The sequence below is a fragment of the Bacillus sp. JJ783 genome (assembly GCF_036963225.1).
GTDB lineage: Bacteria > Bacillota > Bacilli > Bacillales > Bacillaceae_G > Bacillus_A > Bacillus_A cereus_U.
Map to the genome: position 1 here is coordinate 8,342 of NZ_JBALMG010000005.1, position 17,096 is coordinate 25,437.

The following is a 17,096-nucleotide window of genomic DNA, read 5'->3' on the forward strand; positions in this document are numbered from 1 at the left end:
AGCCTTCACCAATCGGGCGTTTACTGCCGACAAATAGCGGGATAAAATGAAAAGTCATCTTGAGATGGCTTTTTATTTTTTGATATTTATTACGGAAAATTCTGAATATTATTTTAAAAGTTAACGGTTCGCGCTATAATAACATTTAACTTGGTGAAGAAGGGGAGAAGAGAAATGGATGTCGCAAAGGAACTGGTTTTATCAAAGAATCAGTTGATTGAGTGGAGAAGGCATTTTCATAAGTATCCAGAGTTATCTTTTCAAGAGGAAAAAACATCTCAATTTGTATTCGACATAATTCGGAAAATCCCGTATTTAGAAGTCTCAAGGCCTACTAAATATAGTGTAATGGCAAGGTTAATTGGTAAGCAGCCTGGTAAAACTCTCGCAGTTCGTGCTGATATGGATGCTCTTCCTATTCATGAAGAAAATAAGTTTGATTTTATTTCTACATATCCAGGTGTGATGCATGCGTGTGGTCACGATGGTCACATGGCAATATTGCTTGGTGTAGTACATAAGTTGGTAGAGGAAAGAGAGAAAGTTAAAGGAGAGATTCGCTTTTTATTTCAACATGCAGAAGAAAATTTTCCGGGTGGTGCAGAGGAAATGGTCGCAGCGGGAGTGATGGCAGGTGTGGATTGCATTATTGGTGCTCATCTTTGGGCGTCATTAGAGGTTGGAAAAGTAGGTGTAATTTATGGTCCTGCGATGGCGGCACCGGACGTTTTTAGAATTAAGATAGAGGGAAAAGGTGGTCATGCTGGAATTCCGCACGAAACAGTTGATAGTATCGCCATTGGTGCGCAAGTAGTTTCACAAATCCAGCAAATTGTATCTCGCCTCACGAATCCGTTAGATTCTCTCGTAGTATCTGTTACGCAATTTCATTCTGGGACAACTCATAATGTTATCCCGGAACAAGCGGAGATTGAAGGGACAGTGAGAAGTTTAAGGCATGAATTAAGAGAAGAAACAAAGAAGAAGCTTGAAAGGATTGTAAAACATATTACAGAATCCTACGGTGCTAAGTATACATTTTCTTATGAGTATGGATATCGACCAGTTGTGAACGATTATGAAGTTACAGAGCTTATTGAACATACGGCATTACAGCTGTATGGAAGAGAGAGAGTTGTTCGTTTACAACCAACGATGGCAGGAGAAGATTTTTCGGCATTTTTACAAAAGGCACCAGGAACATTCTTTTTTATTGGGGCAGGCAATGAAGAGAAGGGAATTATATATCCGCATCACCATCCTCGTTTTACAATTGACGAAGACGCATTACCAATTGGAGTGGAAGTCTTTGTATCATCCATTATGAATTTTATAAGTAAAGGAGAATGAGATGAAGAAAATACACGTGCTAGTACTTATTCCAGTTTTTTGTTTAGTGATTGGACCAGTATTTGCAAATTCGGTCACTCCTTACGTGCTTGGGATGCCATTTCTATTATTTTGGGTACTATTATCAGTGCTCATTACGTCTCTTTGTATGGGTCTTGTGTACGTATTCGACCCTGCTAATAAGGGGGATGTAAAATGACAGCATTACTTATCATTATTTTCTTCTTATTTCTAGCACTATTTTTAGGAATTCGAGCACAACGTGGGAAAGATATGAATTTAGAGCAATGGTCAGTTGGCGGAAGAGGGTTTGGAACTATTTTCGTTTTTCTCCTTATGGCAGGCGAAATTTATACGACATTCACATTTTTAGGAGGAAGTGGCTGGGCGTATAGTAAAGGAGCTCCTACTTTTTATATTTTAGGGTATGGTGCATTAGCTTATATTTTATCGTATTTCTTATTGCCTCCAATTTGGAAATATGCAAAAGAGCATAACCTCGTTTCGCAGTCCGATTTTTTTGCGAAGAAATATAGAAGTAAGACGCTTGGGATAATTGTTTCAATTATTGGTGTTATTTCTATCATCCCATATCTCGTTTTACAGCTAAAGGGGTTAGGGATCATCGTTTCGGAAGCTTCCTATGGAAGAGTGTCACCTGTTATTGCGGTATGGATTGGCGCTATTGTTATAACTATATATGTAATGGTTTCAGGTATACATGGTTCGGCTTGGACAGCTGCTTTGAAGGATATTATGATACTATTCATCGTTATGTTTTTAGGTATATATTTACCGTATCATTATTATGGAGGATTTCAGCCGATGTTCGAAGCTGTAGAAGCTGCGAAACCAGGGTTTTTATCTTTACCTGAAGAAGGAATGAGTATTTCTTGGTTTGTTTCTACTATTATATTAACGGCCCTCGGTTTCTACATGTGGCCTCATACATTTGCCTCTGCTTTCTCTGCAAAAAATGAAAAAGTATTTCGTAAAAATGCGGCAATCATGCCACTGTATTCTTTAGTTTTGCTTTTCGTATTCTTTGCAGGGTTTGCTGCTATATTACAAGTTCCAGGATTAAAGGGAGCGGATGTAGACCTTTCGTTATTCCGTCTTGCTCTTCAAACTTTTGATCCTTGGTTTATTGGGATTATTGGTAGTGCGGGGGTATTAACGGCGTTAGTTCCAGGTTCCATGCTTGTTATGGCCGCTTCCACACTATTGGCAAAAAATATTTATCGAACAATGGTGCCATCTGCTTCAGATAGACAAGTTGCTAAAGCTGCAAAATTATTTGTGCCTGTAGTAACGCTCGTAGCAGTATTGTTTACATTTAAAGGAGGAGAAACGATAGGTGCTCTTCTTTTAATGGGATACAGTATAGTTACGCAACTTTTCCCTGCACTTGTATGTAGTTTGTTTCCACGGCAGATTATTACGAAGCAAGGAGCGATTGCAGGAATGGGGATTGGGTTGTTAATTGTCGCATATATTACCTTATCTGGTTCAACTATAGCTACGATGTTTCCGAGTTTTCCGCAATATATAAAAGATTTAAATGTAGGTATAGTCGCATTGTTAATGAATATGATTGTGATGTTTATCGTTAGTGGATTCACGAAAAGTGTATCTATAAAGAAAGACAATATAATAGTAGAAAAGTAACCCGCGTGTTAGAGCTATCTTCGAAAAGAGATAGCTCTTTTTTGTATATATTTTCTTCTATTAGCGGAATCTAACTAAAAACTTGTTGAAAAGGAAGTTAGGTGGGGAAATTGTTAGAGCTAAAAGGTAACTTGTTTGAAGTTATGAAGGAAATTAGAGATGAGTTAGGTTCACCTAATGATTTAACAATTAGAGAAGTTGCTCTTGCTGGTAGCATTACACGTTGTGCGGTTGTTTTTTTATGTGGATTGACAGATAAGGATAATGTTTATAAATACGTAGTTCGTACACTTCAATATGAAGAAATACCAAATGAAGCAGCTGTGGTTCAGACATTGTTGGATCGTTTTATTTCTATTGCAGAAGTCGGTATGAAGACAACTTTTCCAGACATTATAAATGCGGTTTTAGCAGGAGATACAGTCATATTAATTGATAATATTCAAACGGCTATTGTTGTTAACAGTAGGGCTTGGGAGAAAAGAAGTCTAGAACCGCCAGTGACAGAAGATTTAATACGTGGACCGAGAGTTGGATTAAATGAAGATATTAATGTGAATAAAATGTTAATTCGCCGTGGTTTACGTGATCCGAAGTTACGGTTTCAATCTTATATTATGGGGAAGCGATCGCAGAAAGAAGTAACCCTAGTATATATAGAAGATATTATTAACCCTTACATCGTAAAAGAGCTAGATCGGCGTCTTCAATCAATAGTGACAGATGTCATTTTTGAGACAGGAACGATTGAGCAATTAATTCAAGATAATAATTTGTCTCCATTTCCGCAGTTTTTAAATACAGAAAGACCAGATAATATAGTGGCTGCATTGGCGAAAGGGAAAGCGGCCATTTTAGTAGATGGGTCACCATTTGCTCTTATAGCTCCACTAGTGTTTGTTGATATTTTTCAATCTGTAGAAGATCATTATGAGCGTTGGGTAATTGGAACGTTATTAAGAATTTTACGTATGGGGTCAGGTATCGCTGCTGTTTTATTACCTGCCATGTACGTAGCGCTTGTATCGTATCATCAAGGGCTCATCCCATCTAAACTAGCTTATTCTATTGCGGGAGCGAGAGAAGGGGTGCCATTTCCTGCTTATATTGAAACCCTAATGATGGCATTAACGATGGAATTAATACGAGAAGCCGGGATTAGGCTTCCGAAACCGATGGGGCAAACAATTGGTATCGTAGGTGGTCTTGTAATTGGAGAAGCGGCAGTAAATGCGGGGATTGTAAATCCGTTTTTAGTAATTATTATTGCGGTTACCGCAATTGCTACATTTTCACTTCCTGTATATAGCATTACGATTACATTTCGAATTTTACTTTTCGTCTTCGTGTTAGCTGCAACTGCTTTTGGGTTGTACGGAATCATTTTAGCTCTTATTGCACTTGCGGTTCATATTACAAATTTAAAGAGTGTTGGGGTTCCGTATACAACACCTATTGCTCCTGCTTTTTATAAAGATTGGGAAGAAGAATTGGTTCGCCTACCAAAATCAATGTTAAAAGAGAGACCGGAATATTTACAAACAAAAGATTCTACAATACGTCCAAAGGAGCGAAAATAATTGAAACCATTTGAGTATGGCGATGAAGAGATTGGATCTCGGGAAATTGGCTTTGCGGTATCGTCAACCATTATTGGTATAGGGGCATTGTCTATGCCGAGAGATATTGCCGATCAAACTTTATTTTCGGACGGTTGGATTATTTTACTTTTGGGTGGATTGATATGTGCGGTTTTAGGTTGGTTTGTAACGAGGGTAGCTATTTTATTCCCAAAACAAAACTTTGTTCAATATACAAGTGCGCATTTGACGAAACCTATTGCGTACACAATTAGTAGTATTTTAGTATTAACGTTTGCAGCTTTGACAGCATATGAATCGCGAATGATTGCGGTTATTTCACAAACATATTTATTTAGTGATACACCAATACAGCTATTGTCTTTCTTCTTCTTATTAGTTGTTATTTATGGAGTAGCAGGATCGAGAGCGGCTTTATTAAGGTTAAATGTTCTATTCTTACCAATTGTTTTAATTGCGATAGTGCTTCTTTCTTTATTGAATGTGAACTTAATGGAAATAGATAATTTACTACCGGCTTTTCAAACGAATGTCAGTCAGTATGCTGTAGGAGTTAAGAATTCTATTTTTACATTCATCGGATTTGAGGTAGCTCTGTTTTATGCTGTGTTGTTGAACGATAAGACAGCGAAAAAAGCGCCAATGGCAGTTGCAAAAGCGGTGATAGTAAACGTGTTGTCATACATTTTAATTTATGTAACTTGTATTAGTGTTTTTACGTATATGACAACACGTGGATTGACATATCCAACAATTGAATTAGGGAAAGAAATTGAAATTGGTGGAGGGTTTTTAGAAAGATTTGATGCGATTTTTTTTACTACTTGGATTATTACTATTTATAACACTACAGCAATGTATTATGACGTCGCATCTTTATTATTTTGTGCTATGTTTCCGAAAGTGAAGAAACATATTTTCATTTTTGTAAGTGCCCCGATTATTTTTATGGTGAATATGATACCTAGTAATTCTAAAGAATTGTCAAATTACGGGACTTATTTAGCTTGGATAGATATGGGGTTTGTCGTGCTAGCGCCTTTGTTAGTTTTTATTGTATATAAAATAAAAAGAAGGAATGGTAGAAATGAAACACCTTCTTAAAATTATAATGGTTATGGTTTTAGCTGGATCTATAAGTGGGTGCTCTGAGTTAGAAGAAATAGAAGAAAGAGGATTTGTAGTAGGTGCAGCTTACGATATTGTAAAGGCAAAGAAAGCAAATCCAATTATGAAAGGGACGTATCAGATGGTACTTCCCAGTAAGTTAGCGCAGCAAGGTGGACAAGGTGATGGGGATGGCGAAAATTATATTAATGTTAGTGCGAAAGCAGATAGTGTGTTTGAACAAATAAGAATTATTGCTAAAAAGATTAGTCGTACATTATTTTTTCCGCATATACAAGTAATTATTTTCTCTGAAGAATTACTATCGAAACCGTATATTTTACAAAATACGTTGGATGTATATATTCGCGATCATGAGATGAGAAGAAATATTCGTTTGTTTGTTTCTAAGAAAAATGCAGAAGCTATTTTAAAACAAAGTGCAAAGCCTGAAAATTTACCAGCGCAATACATTGATATGTTAGCTGAGCATCCTCCGAAAAATGCTCAAATGATCGAGGCTGCAAGAATTGGTGAGGTACAGCAAAAAATGATTGCTAACCAAAGTTTCGTATTACCTATTCTCGAACTAACAAAACAAGGGGTACAAATGAATGGGGCAGCGCTGTTTCGTGGGAAGGATAATAAGTGTGTAGGCAGTTTAAGTGGAGAACAAACATTAGGAATGAATTATATAATAGGTAAAAAAATTGGAGGTTTTTTTACTATCCGCAAAAAAGACCAGCTTATTACATATGAAATTCATAAGATGCACCGAAAGATTAAAGTATCTACGGAAAATGCTACAAAACCAAAGTTTAATATTCACTTATCTCTGGAAGGTACATTGGCTGAGTTGCACTTTAGTGATCATAAAAAGGTTTTGAATGAAAAGCGTTTAGAGAAGGATATTTCAGAGGAAATGGAGAAACGCATCCAAAAATCGATTAAGCTTGTTCAAAAAAAATATAAGGTAGATGTATTAGCATTAGGGGAAGTATATAAGCGACATAACTATAAAGAGTGGAAAAAGATAAGTAAGAATTGGGATCAAGGCGAAAATTACTTTAGTAATGCTGAAATTACTGTTCATGTTCATCCAACAATTGCACATTCAGGTTCAGCTTTACCGAAGAGAGTGAAATAAGGTGGTGGAAGTTGTTTACTGGATTGGGAATTAGTTGCACTATATTAATGGCGGTTCTTCCAGGGACTATATATTTTATTCATAAAAAACTTACAACGTATGGTGCCCAGCCGTGGAAAAAGGATGCGCAAAAAAAGAAACCTGAATAAGTTTCAGGTTTCTTTTTTGCACAAAGCATATGTTGAAGGGGGATACCTTCTATGTATACTTTGCTTATACAAGCCCTAACCAATGTACCAATTGTGTAGAGAGGAATGTAACAACAATTGCAATAACAGTAGGGATTGCGAACGATAAGAATGTCCATTTTGCACTTTTTGTTTCTTTATATATGTTAACTAGTGTTGTTCCGCATGGGAAATGAAGGAGTGAGAACAACATTGTGTTTAGCGCAGTTAACCAAGTCCAACCGTGTTCTAAGAATAGATTTTTAATTTGATTAAAATCATCTATTTCAGTTAAAGCACCAGTTGATAAGTAAGACATTAATAAAATTGGAATAACAATTTCATTAGCTGGTAGCCCAAGGATAAATGCCGCTAGAATAAAACCATCAAGTCCTAGTAATTTAGCGAATGGATCTAGGAAGTTTACGAAATGCATAAGTAAGCTTGTGTCACCAACGAAAATATTAGCAAGTATCCAAGTTAATACAGCGGCAGGTGCAGCTACAATTACAGCTCGTTTTAAAACATATATTGATTTATCGAGCGTTGAACGCACAATTGTATTCCAAATTTTAGGTTTGCGGTATGGTGGTAACTCTAACGTATAGTGAGTTGGAACGCCTTTTAGAGCAGTTTTTGATAAAACCCAAGAAACAGTTAAAGTTACAATAACGCCAATTACAACCATTCCAACGACAACGCCGGCAGTAACAAGTGTTTGCATGCTGCCTGTATATCCAGCAGCCATAAATAATGAAGCCATTAAGATTAATGTAGGCCAGCGTCCATTACATGGGACGAAGTTGTTTGTTAAAATGGCAAGCATACGCTCACGTGGTGATTCGATAATACGTGTTGACATAATAGCGGCAGCGTTACATCCAAACCCCATTGCCATAGTTAAAGATTGTTTCCCATGCGCGCCAGAGCGTTTAAATAAACGATCCATGTTAAACGCAACGCGTGGTAGATATCCATAGTTTTCTAAGAGGGCAAACATAGGGAAGAAGATTGCCATAGGTGGTAACATAACGCTAATAACGGCTCCGGTACCACGGAATAAACCAAGTATTAAAACGCCATGTAGCCATTCTGGTGCATGCATTGCTTGGAACCAAGATGTTAAATATCCTTCGGCCCAGCCGAAAAATTCAGCAATCATCTCGGATGGTACGTTAGCACCAGCGATTGTAAGATAAAAAATAATAGATAAAATACCGAGCATAATTGGGAATCCCCAAATAGGAGAAGTGAAAATCTTATCTAATCTTTCTGAACGATATAATTTATCAGTATTCGTATATTGGACAGCTTCTTTACATATACTTGCGGAGGTTCGATAAATATCTCCGACAATATCATCTCGTATGTCCTCTTTTGAAAGTGTTTGTGCATGTTGAACAATATAGTCTAGCGGAAGAGCTTTACTGGCTGAGTGAGATTCCATTGATTACGACCTCCCTTACAAGTGGTTCGTTATGATGTTTTTGAAGTGCAGTTAAGAAATTCTTATCGCCATCTAAAATACGTAACGCAATCCAACGTGCTGGATACGTATTGCCGAACACTTTATAAATTTGTGGTTCTAATTCTTGAATCATATTTTCAATTTTTTCATTATAAGTAATTTTAATTGGTGTTGGAATGAGTTTTTTAGTTGCTACTTTAGCAATGATGCTTAGTAAATGTCCGATACCAACTCGGTTTCGGGCTGAAATTTTAACTACCGGTACACCAAGTGATTTTGCTAATTTCTTTTCGTCAATAATGATTCCTTTTTTCTCCGCTTCATCAATTAAGTTAATACAAATGACCACATCGTTTGTCATTTCCATCACTTGGAGTGCTAAATTTAAATTTCTTTCCATTGCAGTTGCGTCTATAACAACTACAGTTACTTCTGGTTTTTCAAATATAATATAATCTCGTGCGACTTCTTCATCTGCCGAATTTGAATACAGTGAGTAAGTTCCAGGTAAATCTATTATTGTATATATATTTCCGCCATGCTTATATTCCCCTTCAGCCTTTAAAACAGTTTTCCCCGTCCAGTTTCCAGTATGTTGTTTTAAGCCTGTTAAAGTATTAAATAATGTACTTTTCCCGGTATTCGGGTTACCAGCTAACGCAATGCGATGGTTACTCATCTGAAATCATCTCCTATTAATACCCCGAAAATAAGGGAGCTTTCTTCACTACGCAGTGCAATAGTTGTGTTGCTTACTTGATAAGCGACTGGGTCTCCAAGTGGGCTGCGTTGTAATACTTTAATTGTCGCTCCAGGAAAAAAGCCTAAATCTAATAAACGTCGTTTCATAGTTCCTTCTAATTGTATCTTCTCAATTTGTACAAATTCCCCTGTTCTGAATTCGGAAAGGGGTTTAGTATTAGCCGATACCATAAAAGTTACCTCATCTCTATATTTTTAGTTTTAGTTTAAAAAGTTTCCTTAGGTAAACTTTTTGATACTAATATAGTAGACTACATTTAATGATGCTGTCAATTAGTACTTTAAAAATATTCAAATATTTTTAGAATTGTTCCAATTTATTGAGTTGTACCGAAAAATATTACTGAAATTCTTCTTAATGTAAATAAAGTAAGAGTGTAAAATTTAAAAAATATAGTGGATTTGTAAATATAGCTTTAACTTAAAGGGCAAAATAAAGAAAAATATTTACATTGGATTTACATTGTTAAGAATAAATTTACAATACTGCGTGTTTAGTGTGGGTTTTGTTGGCTTTTTCAACTGTAAATGTTGGAATGCCTAGCTTTTATGGAATGTTATCTCTATTTACTTAAACTTAAAAATTGCTTAACACTCACATAATATTGTTGTCCTACAATGAATTTGTGTTCGAAAGAAGATGAATTCGAAAAGTGATAATCCAAATGGGGGTACAAGACATGATCATGAAAAAGGGTATTAAATTTTCTTTAGCGGCTTTAGTTGTTGCAGGTGCATTAGTTGGATGTGGAAAAGCAGAAAGTACGGATAATAAGGAAGCTGCTAAAGGTAGCGATGCAAAACAAGAATTATCAGGTACGATTGCAGCGGCTGGCTCTACAGCTCTTCAACCTCTTGCGGAGGAAGCTGGAAAGAAATTCATGGAGAAAAATTCAAAAGTTTCTATTCAAGTTCAAGGTGGCGGTAGTGGAACTGGGATTAACCAAGTAGCATCTGGTGCAGTACAAATTGGTAATTCGGATGTTCCGGCTTCAGATAAAATAAAAGATGCTGAAAAAGCGAAAGAATTAGTAGATAACAAGGTAGCGGGTATCGCATTCGCGCTTGTCGTAAATAAAGATGTAAAAGTTGATAACTTAACAGCAAAACAAGTACAAGATATCTTCACTGGAAAAGTGACGAACTGGAAAGAGTTAGGCGGAAAAGATGAGAAAATCAATGTAATTAATCGTCCAGCTTCATCTGGTACACGTGCTACATTTGAAAAAACAGTTATGAAAGAAGCTAAAATTAATGATGGAACTGGTACAACACAAGATTCTAACGGTGCAGTAGAGCAAGCGATTAACTCTACTCCAGGTTCAATCAGCTATTTAGCAATGTCTTACATGGTTGGCGATAAAAAAGGTGCATTACAAACTGTGAAAATTGATGGTGCTGAACCGAAAGTTGAAAACATCTCTGCTGGTAAATATCCATTCTGGTCTTACGAGTACATGGTAACTAAAGGTGAGGCAAAAGAAGCGACAAAAGCTTACATTGACTATGTAAAAGGTAAAGATTTCGAAAAACAAGTAGAAGATATGGGTTACATCCCAATGTCGAAATTAAATAAGTAATAAAATTTTATGGGGCTGGCTGCAAGGCCAGTCCTGTTCATTTCAATCTATGAAGTGGGGTCTGTCCTGTGATGAAGGGGAAAAAACAAATTAATTACGTAAAGAGTGAATATATAGGTAGATCACTTGTTACGTTTTGCGGTATCTTTATTGTTTTTATTACATTAGCTATTATTGCGTTTATTTGCGGCAAAGGAATTCAATCTTTCACGCAAAGTGGTATCTCATTTTCTGAGGTGTTAACTTCGACAAAATGGAATCCAAATGCTGATCAAGGTACGTATGGTGCTGTAATCTTTATTGTCGGTTCGACGCTTGTGTCGTTAGGTGCTGTTGTCATTAGTGCACCAATTGCTATAGCTCTTGCTATATTCATGAATTTAATTTCGCCGAAGTTTGGGAATAAAGTATTAAAGCCTGTTTTAGAATTATTAGTTGGTATTCCATCAGTTGTATACGGACTATTAGGGGTTACGATCTTGGTTCCTCTATTACGTGATTCGTTTGGTGGAGTGGGCTTTAGTTTAATTGCGGGTATTATTGTCCTGAGTATTATGATTTTACCTACTATTGCTAGTATTGCCTCTGATGCAATACGCTCTGTTCCGTTTGATTACTTGGAAGCTTCTTACGGTCTAGGATCGACGAAATGGCAAGCGATTAGCCGAGTTATTGTTCCTGCTGCAAAACAAGGGATTTTAACAGGTATAGTTTTAGGGTTAGCGCGTGCTTTTGGTGAAGCGTTAGCGGTTCAAATGGTAATCGGGAACACGATTAAATTACCGGAAGGAATATATAGTCCAACAGCAACGTTAACTGGTATTCTGACAATGGATATGACGAATACATTGAATGGAACAGCTTGGAACAATGCGCTATGGACGTTAGCAATGATTTTACTTGTTATTTCATTCCTGTTTATTTTAGTAATTCGAGCGATTGGTCAAAGAGGTGAGCGATAATAATGAATGCAAGAACGGTAAATAAAGTTTGGACAGGTATCTTTTATGCGGTTGCAGCTTTAGTTGTAGCTTTGCTTGCTTTTTTAATGTACGAAATTCTACAAAAGGGATGGGGATTTTGGGATCCTAGTTTCTTATTCGGAGAACCAAGTAATACAAGAGCTGGTGGGGGAATTGGTCCACAGTTATTCAATTCTTTCTACATGCTTGTTATAACGCTTATTATATCTATTCCTCTCGGATTAGGGGCTGGAATATATTTAGCGGAGTATGCAAAACAAGGTCGTTTTTTAAGTTTTGTTCGTTTATGTATCGAAACAATGGCGTCTTTACCTTCTATCGTTGTTGGACTATTTGGCTTATTAGTATTTGTTACAATGACAGGCTGGGGATATACAGTAATGGGTGGAGCGCTTGCTTTAACTATTTTGAATTTGCCTGGTTTAACACGTGTTTGTGAAAATGCGATTTCTGAAGTTCCTCATAATGTAAAAGAGGCGAGTCTTGGACTAGGTGCAACGAAATGGCAAACAATTACCCGTATCATTATTCCGTCGTCGTTACCACAAATCATTACAGGTATTATTTTAGCAGCAGGCCGTATATTCGGTGAAGCTGCGGCGTTAATTTATACAGCGGGTTTAACATCACCTATTTTAAATTCAGCAGCGGACTTCTCGAGCCCCTCGCATCCTTTAAATCCATTTAGACCAGCTGAAACGTTAGCTGTTCACATTTGGAAATTAAACTCTGAAGGGATTATCCCGGATGCGAAGTTAATTGCAACGAAATCTGCAGCTGTATTAATTATTATGGTATTACTCTTTAATATTATTTCACGCTTTGTGGCATCTGTATTACACAAACGTTTTACAGGAGCGAAAAAAAGTCGTAAAACGACGAAGAAGGTAAAAGCGGCATAAATTGAAGGCAAGAACTCTCTGTTTATAAACAGGGAGTTTTTTTACGGTCATTTTGTTGTTGGCAGGAAAAGAAGAAGAGTGACCGAATAGGTAACTTGATATATAGAAATTCGGATGAAAATAGGGAGTGGTTTGAAAGTGTTCTTTCTGCAAATGTCGGGATTTCCTGGATCAGGTAAATCGACACTTTCTAAGTATATCGCTAAGTTAACAGGTGCTGTTATTGTGGATCATGACGTCGTGAAATCAGCTTTATTAAAATCATTAAAGGCAAAAGGTGTTGAACCAACAGTGGTTGGGGGGATCTCCTATGATATTGAGTGGGAACTGATTGATTTTTTGTTGGAGCAAGAACATAGTGTTATATTAGATAGTCCATGTCTCTATGAAGGGATGGTTAAAAAAGGAATAGATTTATGTCAGAAACATGTTGCTACATATAAATATATTGAATGTTATCTTAATAATATAGAAGAAATTAATCGTAGGTTACAAACGCGTGAACGTAAGATAAGTCAAATTACACAAGTAGAATCAGAGGTAGCATTTAAAAAATGTCTGGCTGGCAGTAAAAGGCCTTTACATGGTGAATATCTTATTGTGGATTCTGGAGAGCCGCTAGAGAAGTATGGTAAAAAAGTGATGGATTATATTATGGATAGGTAGAGGGATAAAAAGGCGTTATCTTCATAATTGAAGATAACGCCTTTTGGTTTAAATATCAGGTGTTTCTGTAGAAGTACTTATTTTTCTGCGGGAGCGTCTTTTTCTCCCGATTTTATCTAATAGTTCATACATAACAGGAACAACTACTAATGTAAGAACGGTTGAAACGGCTAAGCCACCAATTACAACGACAGCTAGACTTTTTGATACCATGCTGCCCGCTTGAGATTGACCGAATAGGAGTGGTAGCATAGCGACGATTGTTGTTATAGCTGTCATAATAATTGGACGTAATCTAGTAGATCCGGCTTCTAGTAAGGCTTCTCTTGTTTCCATACCGTTTTCCCGATTTTGTTGCACTCTTTCTATTAATACAATAGCATTTGTAACGACAATCCCGATTAACATTAATGCGCCGATTAATGAATTTACGTCAACAGGTGTTCTTGAAATGATTAATCCTAAAATACCGCCGACAGCAGCTAATGGTAAAGAGAATAAAATCGCGAAAGGAGCACGTGCTTGCCCGAAGGTGATAACCATAATTAAATATACAATCCCAATTGCAATCCCCATAATTTTGAATAAATCTGTGAAGTTCTCTTGCATAGACTCGGTAGCGCCTGCGATATTTACTTTTGCTCCGTTAGGTAAATCTAATTCGGTTATAGCCTTGTTTACTTCTGCGCTTACTTTACTTAAATCTTCACTTGAAGCTTCTGCAGTAATTTGTATCGTTTCTTTCCCATCTTTATGGAAGATTTCTGTTTGAAGTTGCTTTTCTGAAATAGTTGCAATGTCTTTTAAAGGAATAGGTCCGTTAATAGGTGAGAGTATGTTTGTGTTTAAAATATCTTCTTGTTTGTTAATGGATGCCTTTTTATTTTCTATCATAATAGTTGTTTTTTCATTATTGATTGAAATTTCCCCGATAGGAGATTTCTTCATAAGGAATGATACTTGTTGTGCTACTAATTCTGGTGTTAAACCGAGTTGTTCCGCCTTTGTTTGATCAATATGAATTTGCCATTCTTTTTTAGAGTCTTCTATATTTGTTTTTACTTTAGAGAGAGCATCCATACTTTTTAGTTTTGTTTCGACGATGTTAGCGGCCTTTTTTAAATTTGTCTCGTTAGTAGCGGTTACGTTAAATTGTAAGTTGTTTCCGCCTCCGGAGTCAGAGTAACTAGTTTTTATATAATCAAGTTCAGCTGGTTCAAAAGCATTATGCTCTTTTTTTAATTCTTTAATATATTGGTCGATATCAGATCCCTTTTTAAAGACTACAAATATAGTTGCAAGATTGTTTTTAGTTGTCTGTCCCCATTGTGCATCTTCTGCGCTAGATCCCATTCGCAAAATAACATCTGTTACATCAGAATTAGAGAGTAGTTTCTTTTCGAAATCAAAGGCTTTTTGTTTTTTAGCTTCAGAATCATAATCGGTTGGAAATGTCATGTTAACGGATAGCATTGTATCGTCCTCAGACTTTATGTTCGCTTTCGGTAGTAATATGTAGGCTGCAATGGATCCTGCAAACAATAAAAAAGAAGTGAGTAGAATGATAAACTTATGAGAAAGAGCCCACTTTAATGTAGCGACATATCGCGGTGAAGAATGAGAATTGCGACGTTTTGTTTTTTTGAGTAGTAAAAAAGCCATAAGTGGAACAACTGTTAACGCAACGATTAAAGAAGAGAGGATAGAATATACAACTGCTAATACCATAGGTAACATTAGTTTTCCAATTACTCCCGATACGAGACCGATAGGTAAAAAAACGGCGACTGTTGTTAAAGTAGAAGAGGTAATTGCGACTGCGACCTCTTTCGTTGCTTCAAGAATAATATTTTTAGAGAAGGTTTCTTTTTGTAAACGACGGAAAATGTTCTCGATGACAACGATACTATCATCGACGAGACGTCCCACAGCAACGGCTAAGCCACCAAGAGTTAGAATGTTAAGTGTGATGTTGGATTGATGGAGTAAAAATAGTGTTAATAAAATAGATAGCGGAATACTAACGACAGCGATGAGTGTTGTTCGGAAGCTGCGTAAAAAGATTAAGATAATGAGAGTTGCAGCAATTGCCCCAAGGATTACTTCTTTGCCCATACTAGTGACAGCATTTTCAACTTGCTCATGAGTTGAAGCTAGAAGTTTAATAGAAAACTGATCTTTATATTGTTTGCTTATATCTTTAATCTTTTTATCGATCTCTTTTCCAATTGCAACCGCGTTTTTACTCGGCTCTTTCATGATGATTAATCCTGTTCCTTCTTCTCCGTTTATATGCGAGATTGTATCATGATGTTGTTTTAGTTCAATTTGAGCGACATCTTGCAACTTTACTTGAGGTGTAACAGTAATATTTTTAATGTCATTTACATTTTTTATATCTCCGATGACACGAAGATTGTATTCTTCCTTATTAACGGTAATTGCTCCGGCTGGGGTGGACGTTTCTTTTCCTTGTAAAACTGCTAATACTTGCTCTGATGTTACGTTTTTATCTTTTAGTTGGTTAGGGTCAAGTACGATGGATAATTCGGAAGTTGATTTTCCGAAAAACATAACATTGGCAACACCGTCAATGCTTTCGAGTTGTGGTACGATTTCTTTCTCGATTTGTTTTTCGTCAGCTTTTGAAAATCCGTTCTGCTTCTGGATGGTAATTTGAGCGAGTGGAATCATAGAAGTATTTAATTGGCTAACTACAGGCTTAGTTACATCTTTAGGTAATTTAATTGTATTAATTGTTTTTTCGACTTCGCGTGCCGCGTCTTTCATATTTGCCTTGGATGTATATGCAATGTCGATGCGTGATAATCCCTCGTTTGTGGAAGAAGTGATGCCATCGATATGTTCTAAATTACGAAATTGTTTTTCAAGGGGATCAGTTACGTCCTTGGCCATCGTTTCAGCATCGAGCCCTTGAGATAATGTCGTGACAGTTATTGCAGGGTTATCGATACTTGGTAAAAATTCCATAGGTAATTTAGAGCCAGAATAAACACCGAGTATGGAAATGAGAAAAACCATGATAATAATAGCGGCTCGGTTTTTTAATGAAAATTTTGTTAACCTATCCATAAGATAATTCCTCCATTAGTTTATTTATAGTTTTGTGGGCACTTTCTTACTATATAACAAAAAATGGATATCTTTCATTAATTAAATGTAAAAAAATTCTAACAATAATCTTAAGTTAATATTTCGAGGGGAAGTTCGTTATTTGTGGAAGTAAAGTTCCTGATTGGAGAGAAAAATCAGGAATTAAAGTTTTGCTCTAGTATAGTGGACTCGTTTTTTGTTACTCTACATTTAAATGGTTATTTGTCCTTCTTAAGTAGAACTGTGGTAATTGTAAAATTAAAAAAGGAGAGGACTAAAGGTTAGGAAGTTGCCTGGTTGATGATAGTGTATAGTAACTTGTATACAATCAAAATGAATGTTTTCAGTAGAAAGGATAAGGGTTCTTTCTATAGAAGAAAGTAGGGTAGATAACTTTTTGTGTTTTTTTTATAAAAAATACTTGTTATTTAAAAACCATGATGGTATATTAATAAACGTCGCTGATGCGGAAACGCAGAAAACGACAAAAAAGAAATTAAAAAACATAGTTGACATCGAAAAATGAAGGTGTTAATATGATGAAGTCGCTTCTGAAGCGGCGGACAAGTTCTTTGAAAACT

General features: G+C 36.3%; 15 protein-coding genes. 11 read left to right on the top strand and 4 right to left on the bottom strand.

Translation table 11 applies throughout. The features are described from left to right. The first annotated feature begins 174 nt into the window (after nucleotides 1-174). From V7038_RS01165 to V7038_RS01195, 7 genes are all read left to right on the top strand, one after another. Nucleotides 175-1,350 carry an amidohydrolase gene (locus V7038_RS01165; RefSeq protein WP_335468802.1) on the top strand — a complete coding sequence of 392 codons (1,176 nt, stop codon included), beginning with the start codon at nucleotides 175-177 and terminating at the stop codon, nucleotides 1,348-1,350. A 1-nt stretch (nucleotide 1,351) separates the two neighbouring features. Continuing rightward, the gene (locus V7038_RS01170; RefSeq protein WP_002114225.1) at nucleotides 1,352-1,549 is read left to right on the top strand and encodes a DUF3311 domain-containing protein; all 198 of its coding nucleotides are present in this window, start codon (nucleotides 1,352-1,354) and stop codon (nucleotides 1,547-1,549) included. Beyond that, nucleotides 1,546-3,018 (top strand): sodium:solute symporter family protein, encoded by a 1,473-nt coding sequence (locus tag V7038_RS01175; protein WP_002114228.1) that lies wholly within the window; start codon nucleotides 1,546-1,548, stop codon nucleotides 3,016-3,018. The genes V7038_RS01170 and V7038_RS01175 overlap by 4 nt, the downstream gene beginning before the upstream one ends. Before the next feature lie 101 nt (nucleotides 3,019-3,119). Beyond that, nucleotides 3,120-4,598 (top strand): spore germination protein GerLA, encoded by a 1,479-nt coding sequence (gene gerLA / locus V7038_RS01180; protein ID WP_078181719.1) that lies wholly within the window; start codon nucleotides 3,120-3,122, stop codon nucleotides 4,596-4,598. Then, the gene (gene gerLB, locus V7038_RS01185; RefSeq protein WP_335468806.1) at nucleotides 4,599-5,723 is read left to right on the top strand and encodes a spore germination protein GerLB; all 1,125 of its coding nucleotides are present in this window, start codon (nucleotides 4,599-4,601) and stop codon (nucleotides 5,721-5,723) included. Continuing rightward, nucleotides 5,707-6,873: a Ger(x)C family spore germination protein gene (locus V7038_RS01190; RefSeq protein WP_002116283.1), complete on the top strand. Its 1,167-nt coding sequence runs from the start codon at nucleotides 5,707-5,709 to the stop codon at nucleotides 6,871-6,873. Before gerLB ends, V7038_RS01190 begins: the two co-directional genes overlap by 17 nt. Nucleotides 6,874-6,884: 11 nt before the next feature. Further along, nucleotides 6,885-7,022 (top strand): hypothetical protein, encoded by a 138-nt coding sequence (locus V7038_RS01195; protein WP_087945977.1) that lies wholly within the window; start codon nucleotides 6,885-6,887, stop codon nucleotides 7,020-7,022. A gap of 64 nt (nucleotides 7,023-7,086) precedes the next feature. Here the strand turns inward: V7038_RS01195 and V7038_RS01200 are convergent, their stop codons facing one another. From V7038_RS01200 to V7038_RS01210, 3 genes are read right to left on the bottom strand one after another with little or no spacing between them, the layout of a single operon-like run. After that, nucleotides 7,087-8,487: a nucleoside recognition domain-containing protein gene (locus tag V7038_RS01200; protein ID WP_002114239.1), complete on the bottom strand. Its 1,401-nt coding sequence runs from the start codon at nucleotides 8,485-8,487 to the stop codon at nucleotides 7,087-7,089. Next, the gene (locus V7038_RS01205) at nucleotides 8,465-9,187 is read right to left on the bottom strand and encodes a FeoB small GTPase domain-containing protein (RefSeq protein WP_335468810.1); all 723 of its coding nucleotides are present in this window, start codon (nucleotides 9,185-9,187) and stop codon (nucleotides 8,465-8,467) included. The genes V7038_RS01200 and V7038_RS01205 overlap by 23 nt, the downstream gene beginning before the upstream one ends. Then, nucleotides 9,184-9,441: a FeoA family protein gene (locus V7038_RS01210; protein ID WP_002090873.1), complete on the bottom strand. Its 258-nt coding sequence runs from the start codon at nucleotides 9,439-9,441 to the stop codon at nucleotides 9,184-9,186. Before V7038_RS01210 ends, V7038_RS01205 begins: the two co-directional genes overlap by 4 nt. A 509-nt stretch (nucleotides 9,442-9,950) precedes the next feature. Between V7038_RS01210 and V7038_RS01215 the strand changes: the two genes are divergently transcribed. The 4 genes from V7038_RS01215 to V7038_RS01230 all read left to right on the top strand — a co-directional run bounded on the left by V7038_RS01215 (nucleotide 9,951) and on the right by V7038_RS01230 (nucleotide 13,401). Next, entirely contained in the window at nucleotides 9,951-10,850 is a 900-nt protein-coding gene (locus V7038_RS01215; RefSeq protein WP_002114243.1) for a phosphate ABC transporter substrate-binding protein PstS family protein, read from the top strand. A gap of 71 nt (nucleotides 10,851-10,921) precedes the next feature. Then, a complete protein-coding gene (gene pstC / locus V7038_RS01220; RefSeq protein WP_002090872.1) occupies nucleotides 10,922-11,812 on the top strand; it encodes a phosphate ABC transporter permease subunit PstC in 891 nt (296 codons plus the stop codon). Between the two features lie 2 nt (nucleotides 11,813-11,814). Beyond that, nucleotides 11,815-12,735, top strand: a complete 921-nt coding sequence (gene pstA, locus V7038_RS01225; protein WP_002114246.1) for a phosphate ABC transporter permease PstA — start codon at nucleotides 11,815-11,817, stop codon at nucleotides 12,733-12,735. Nucleotides 12,736-12,873: 138 nt separating this feature from the next. Then, on the top strand, nucleotides 12,874-13,401 hold the full coding sequence (locus tag V7038_RS01230) for an AAA family ATPase (protein WP_070138765.1): 528 nt from the start codon (nucleotides 12,874-12,876) through the stop codon (nucleotides 13,399-13,401). A 48-nt stretch (nucleotides 13,402-13,449) separates the two neighbouring features. On the opposite strand, the gene V7038_RS01235 is transcribed toward V7038_RS01230, so the two are convergent. Next, a complete protein-coding gene (locus tag V7038_RS01235; protein WP_002114252.1) occupies nucleotides 13,450-16,494 on the bottom strand; it encodes an efflux RND transporter permease subunit in 3,045 nt (1,014 codons plus the stop codon). Nucleotides 16,495-17,096 lie beyond the last annotated feature (602 nt).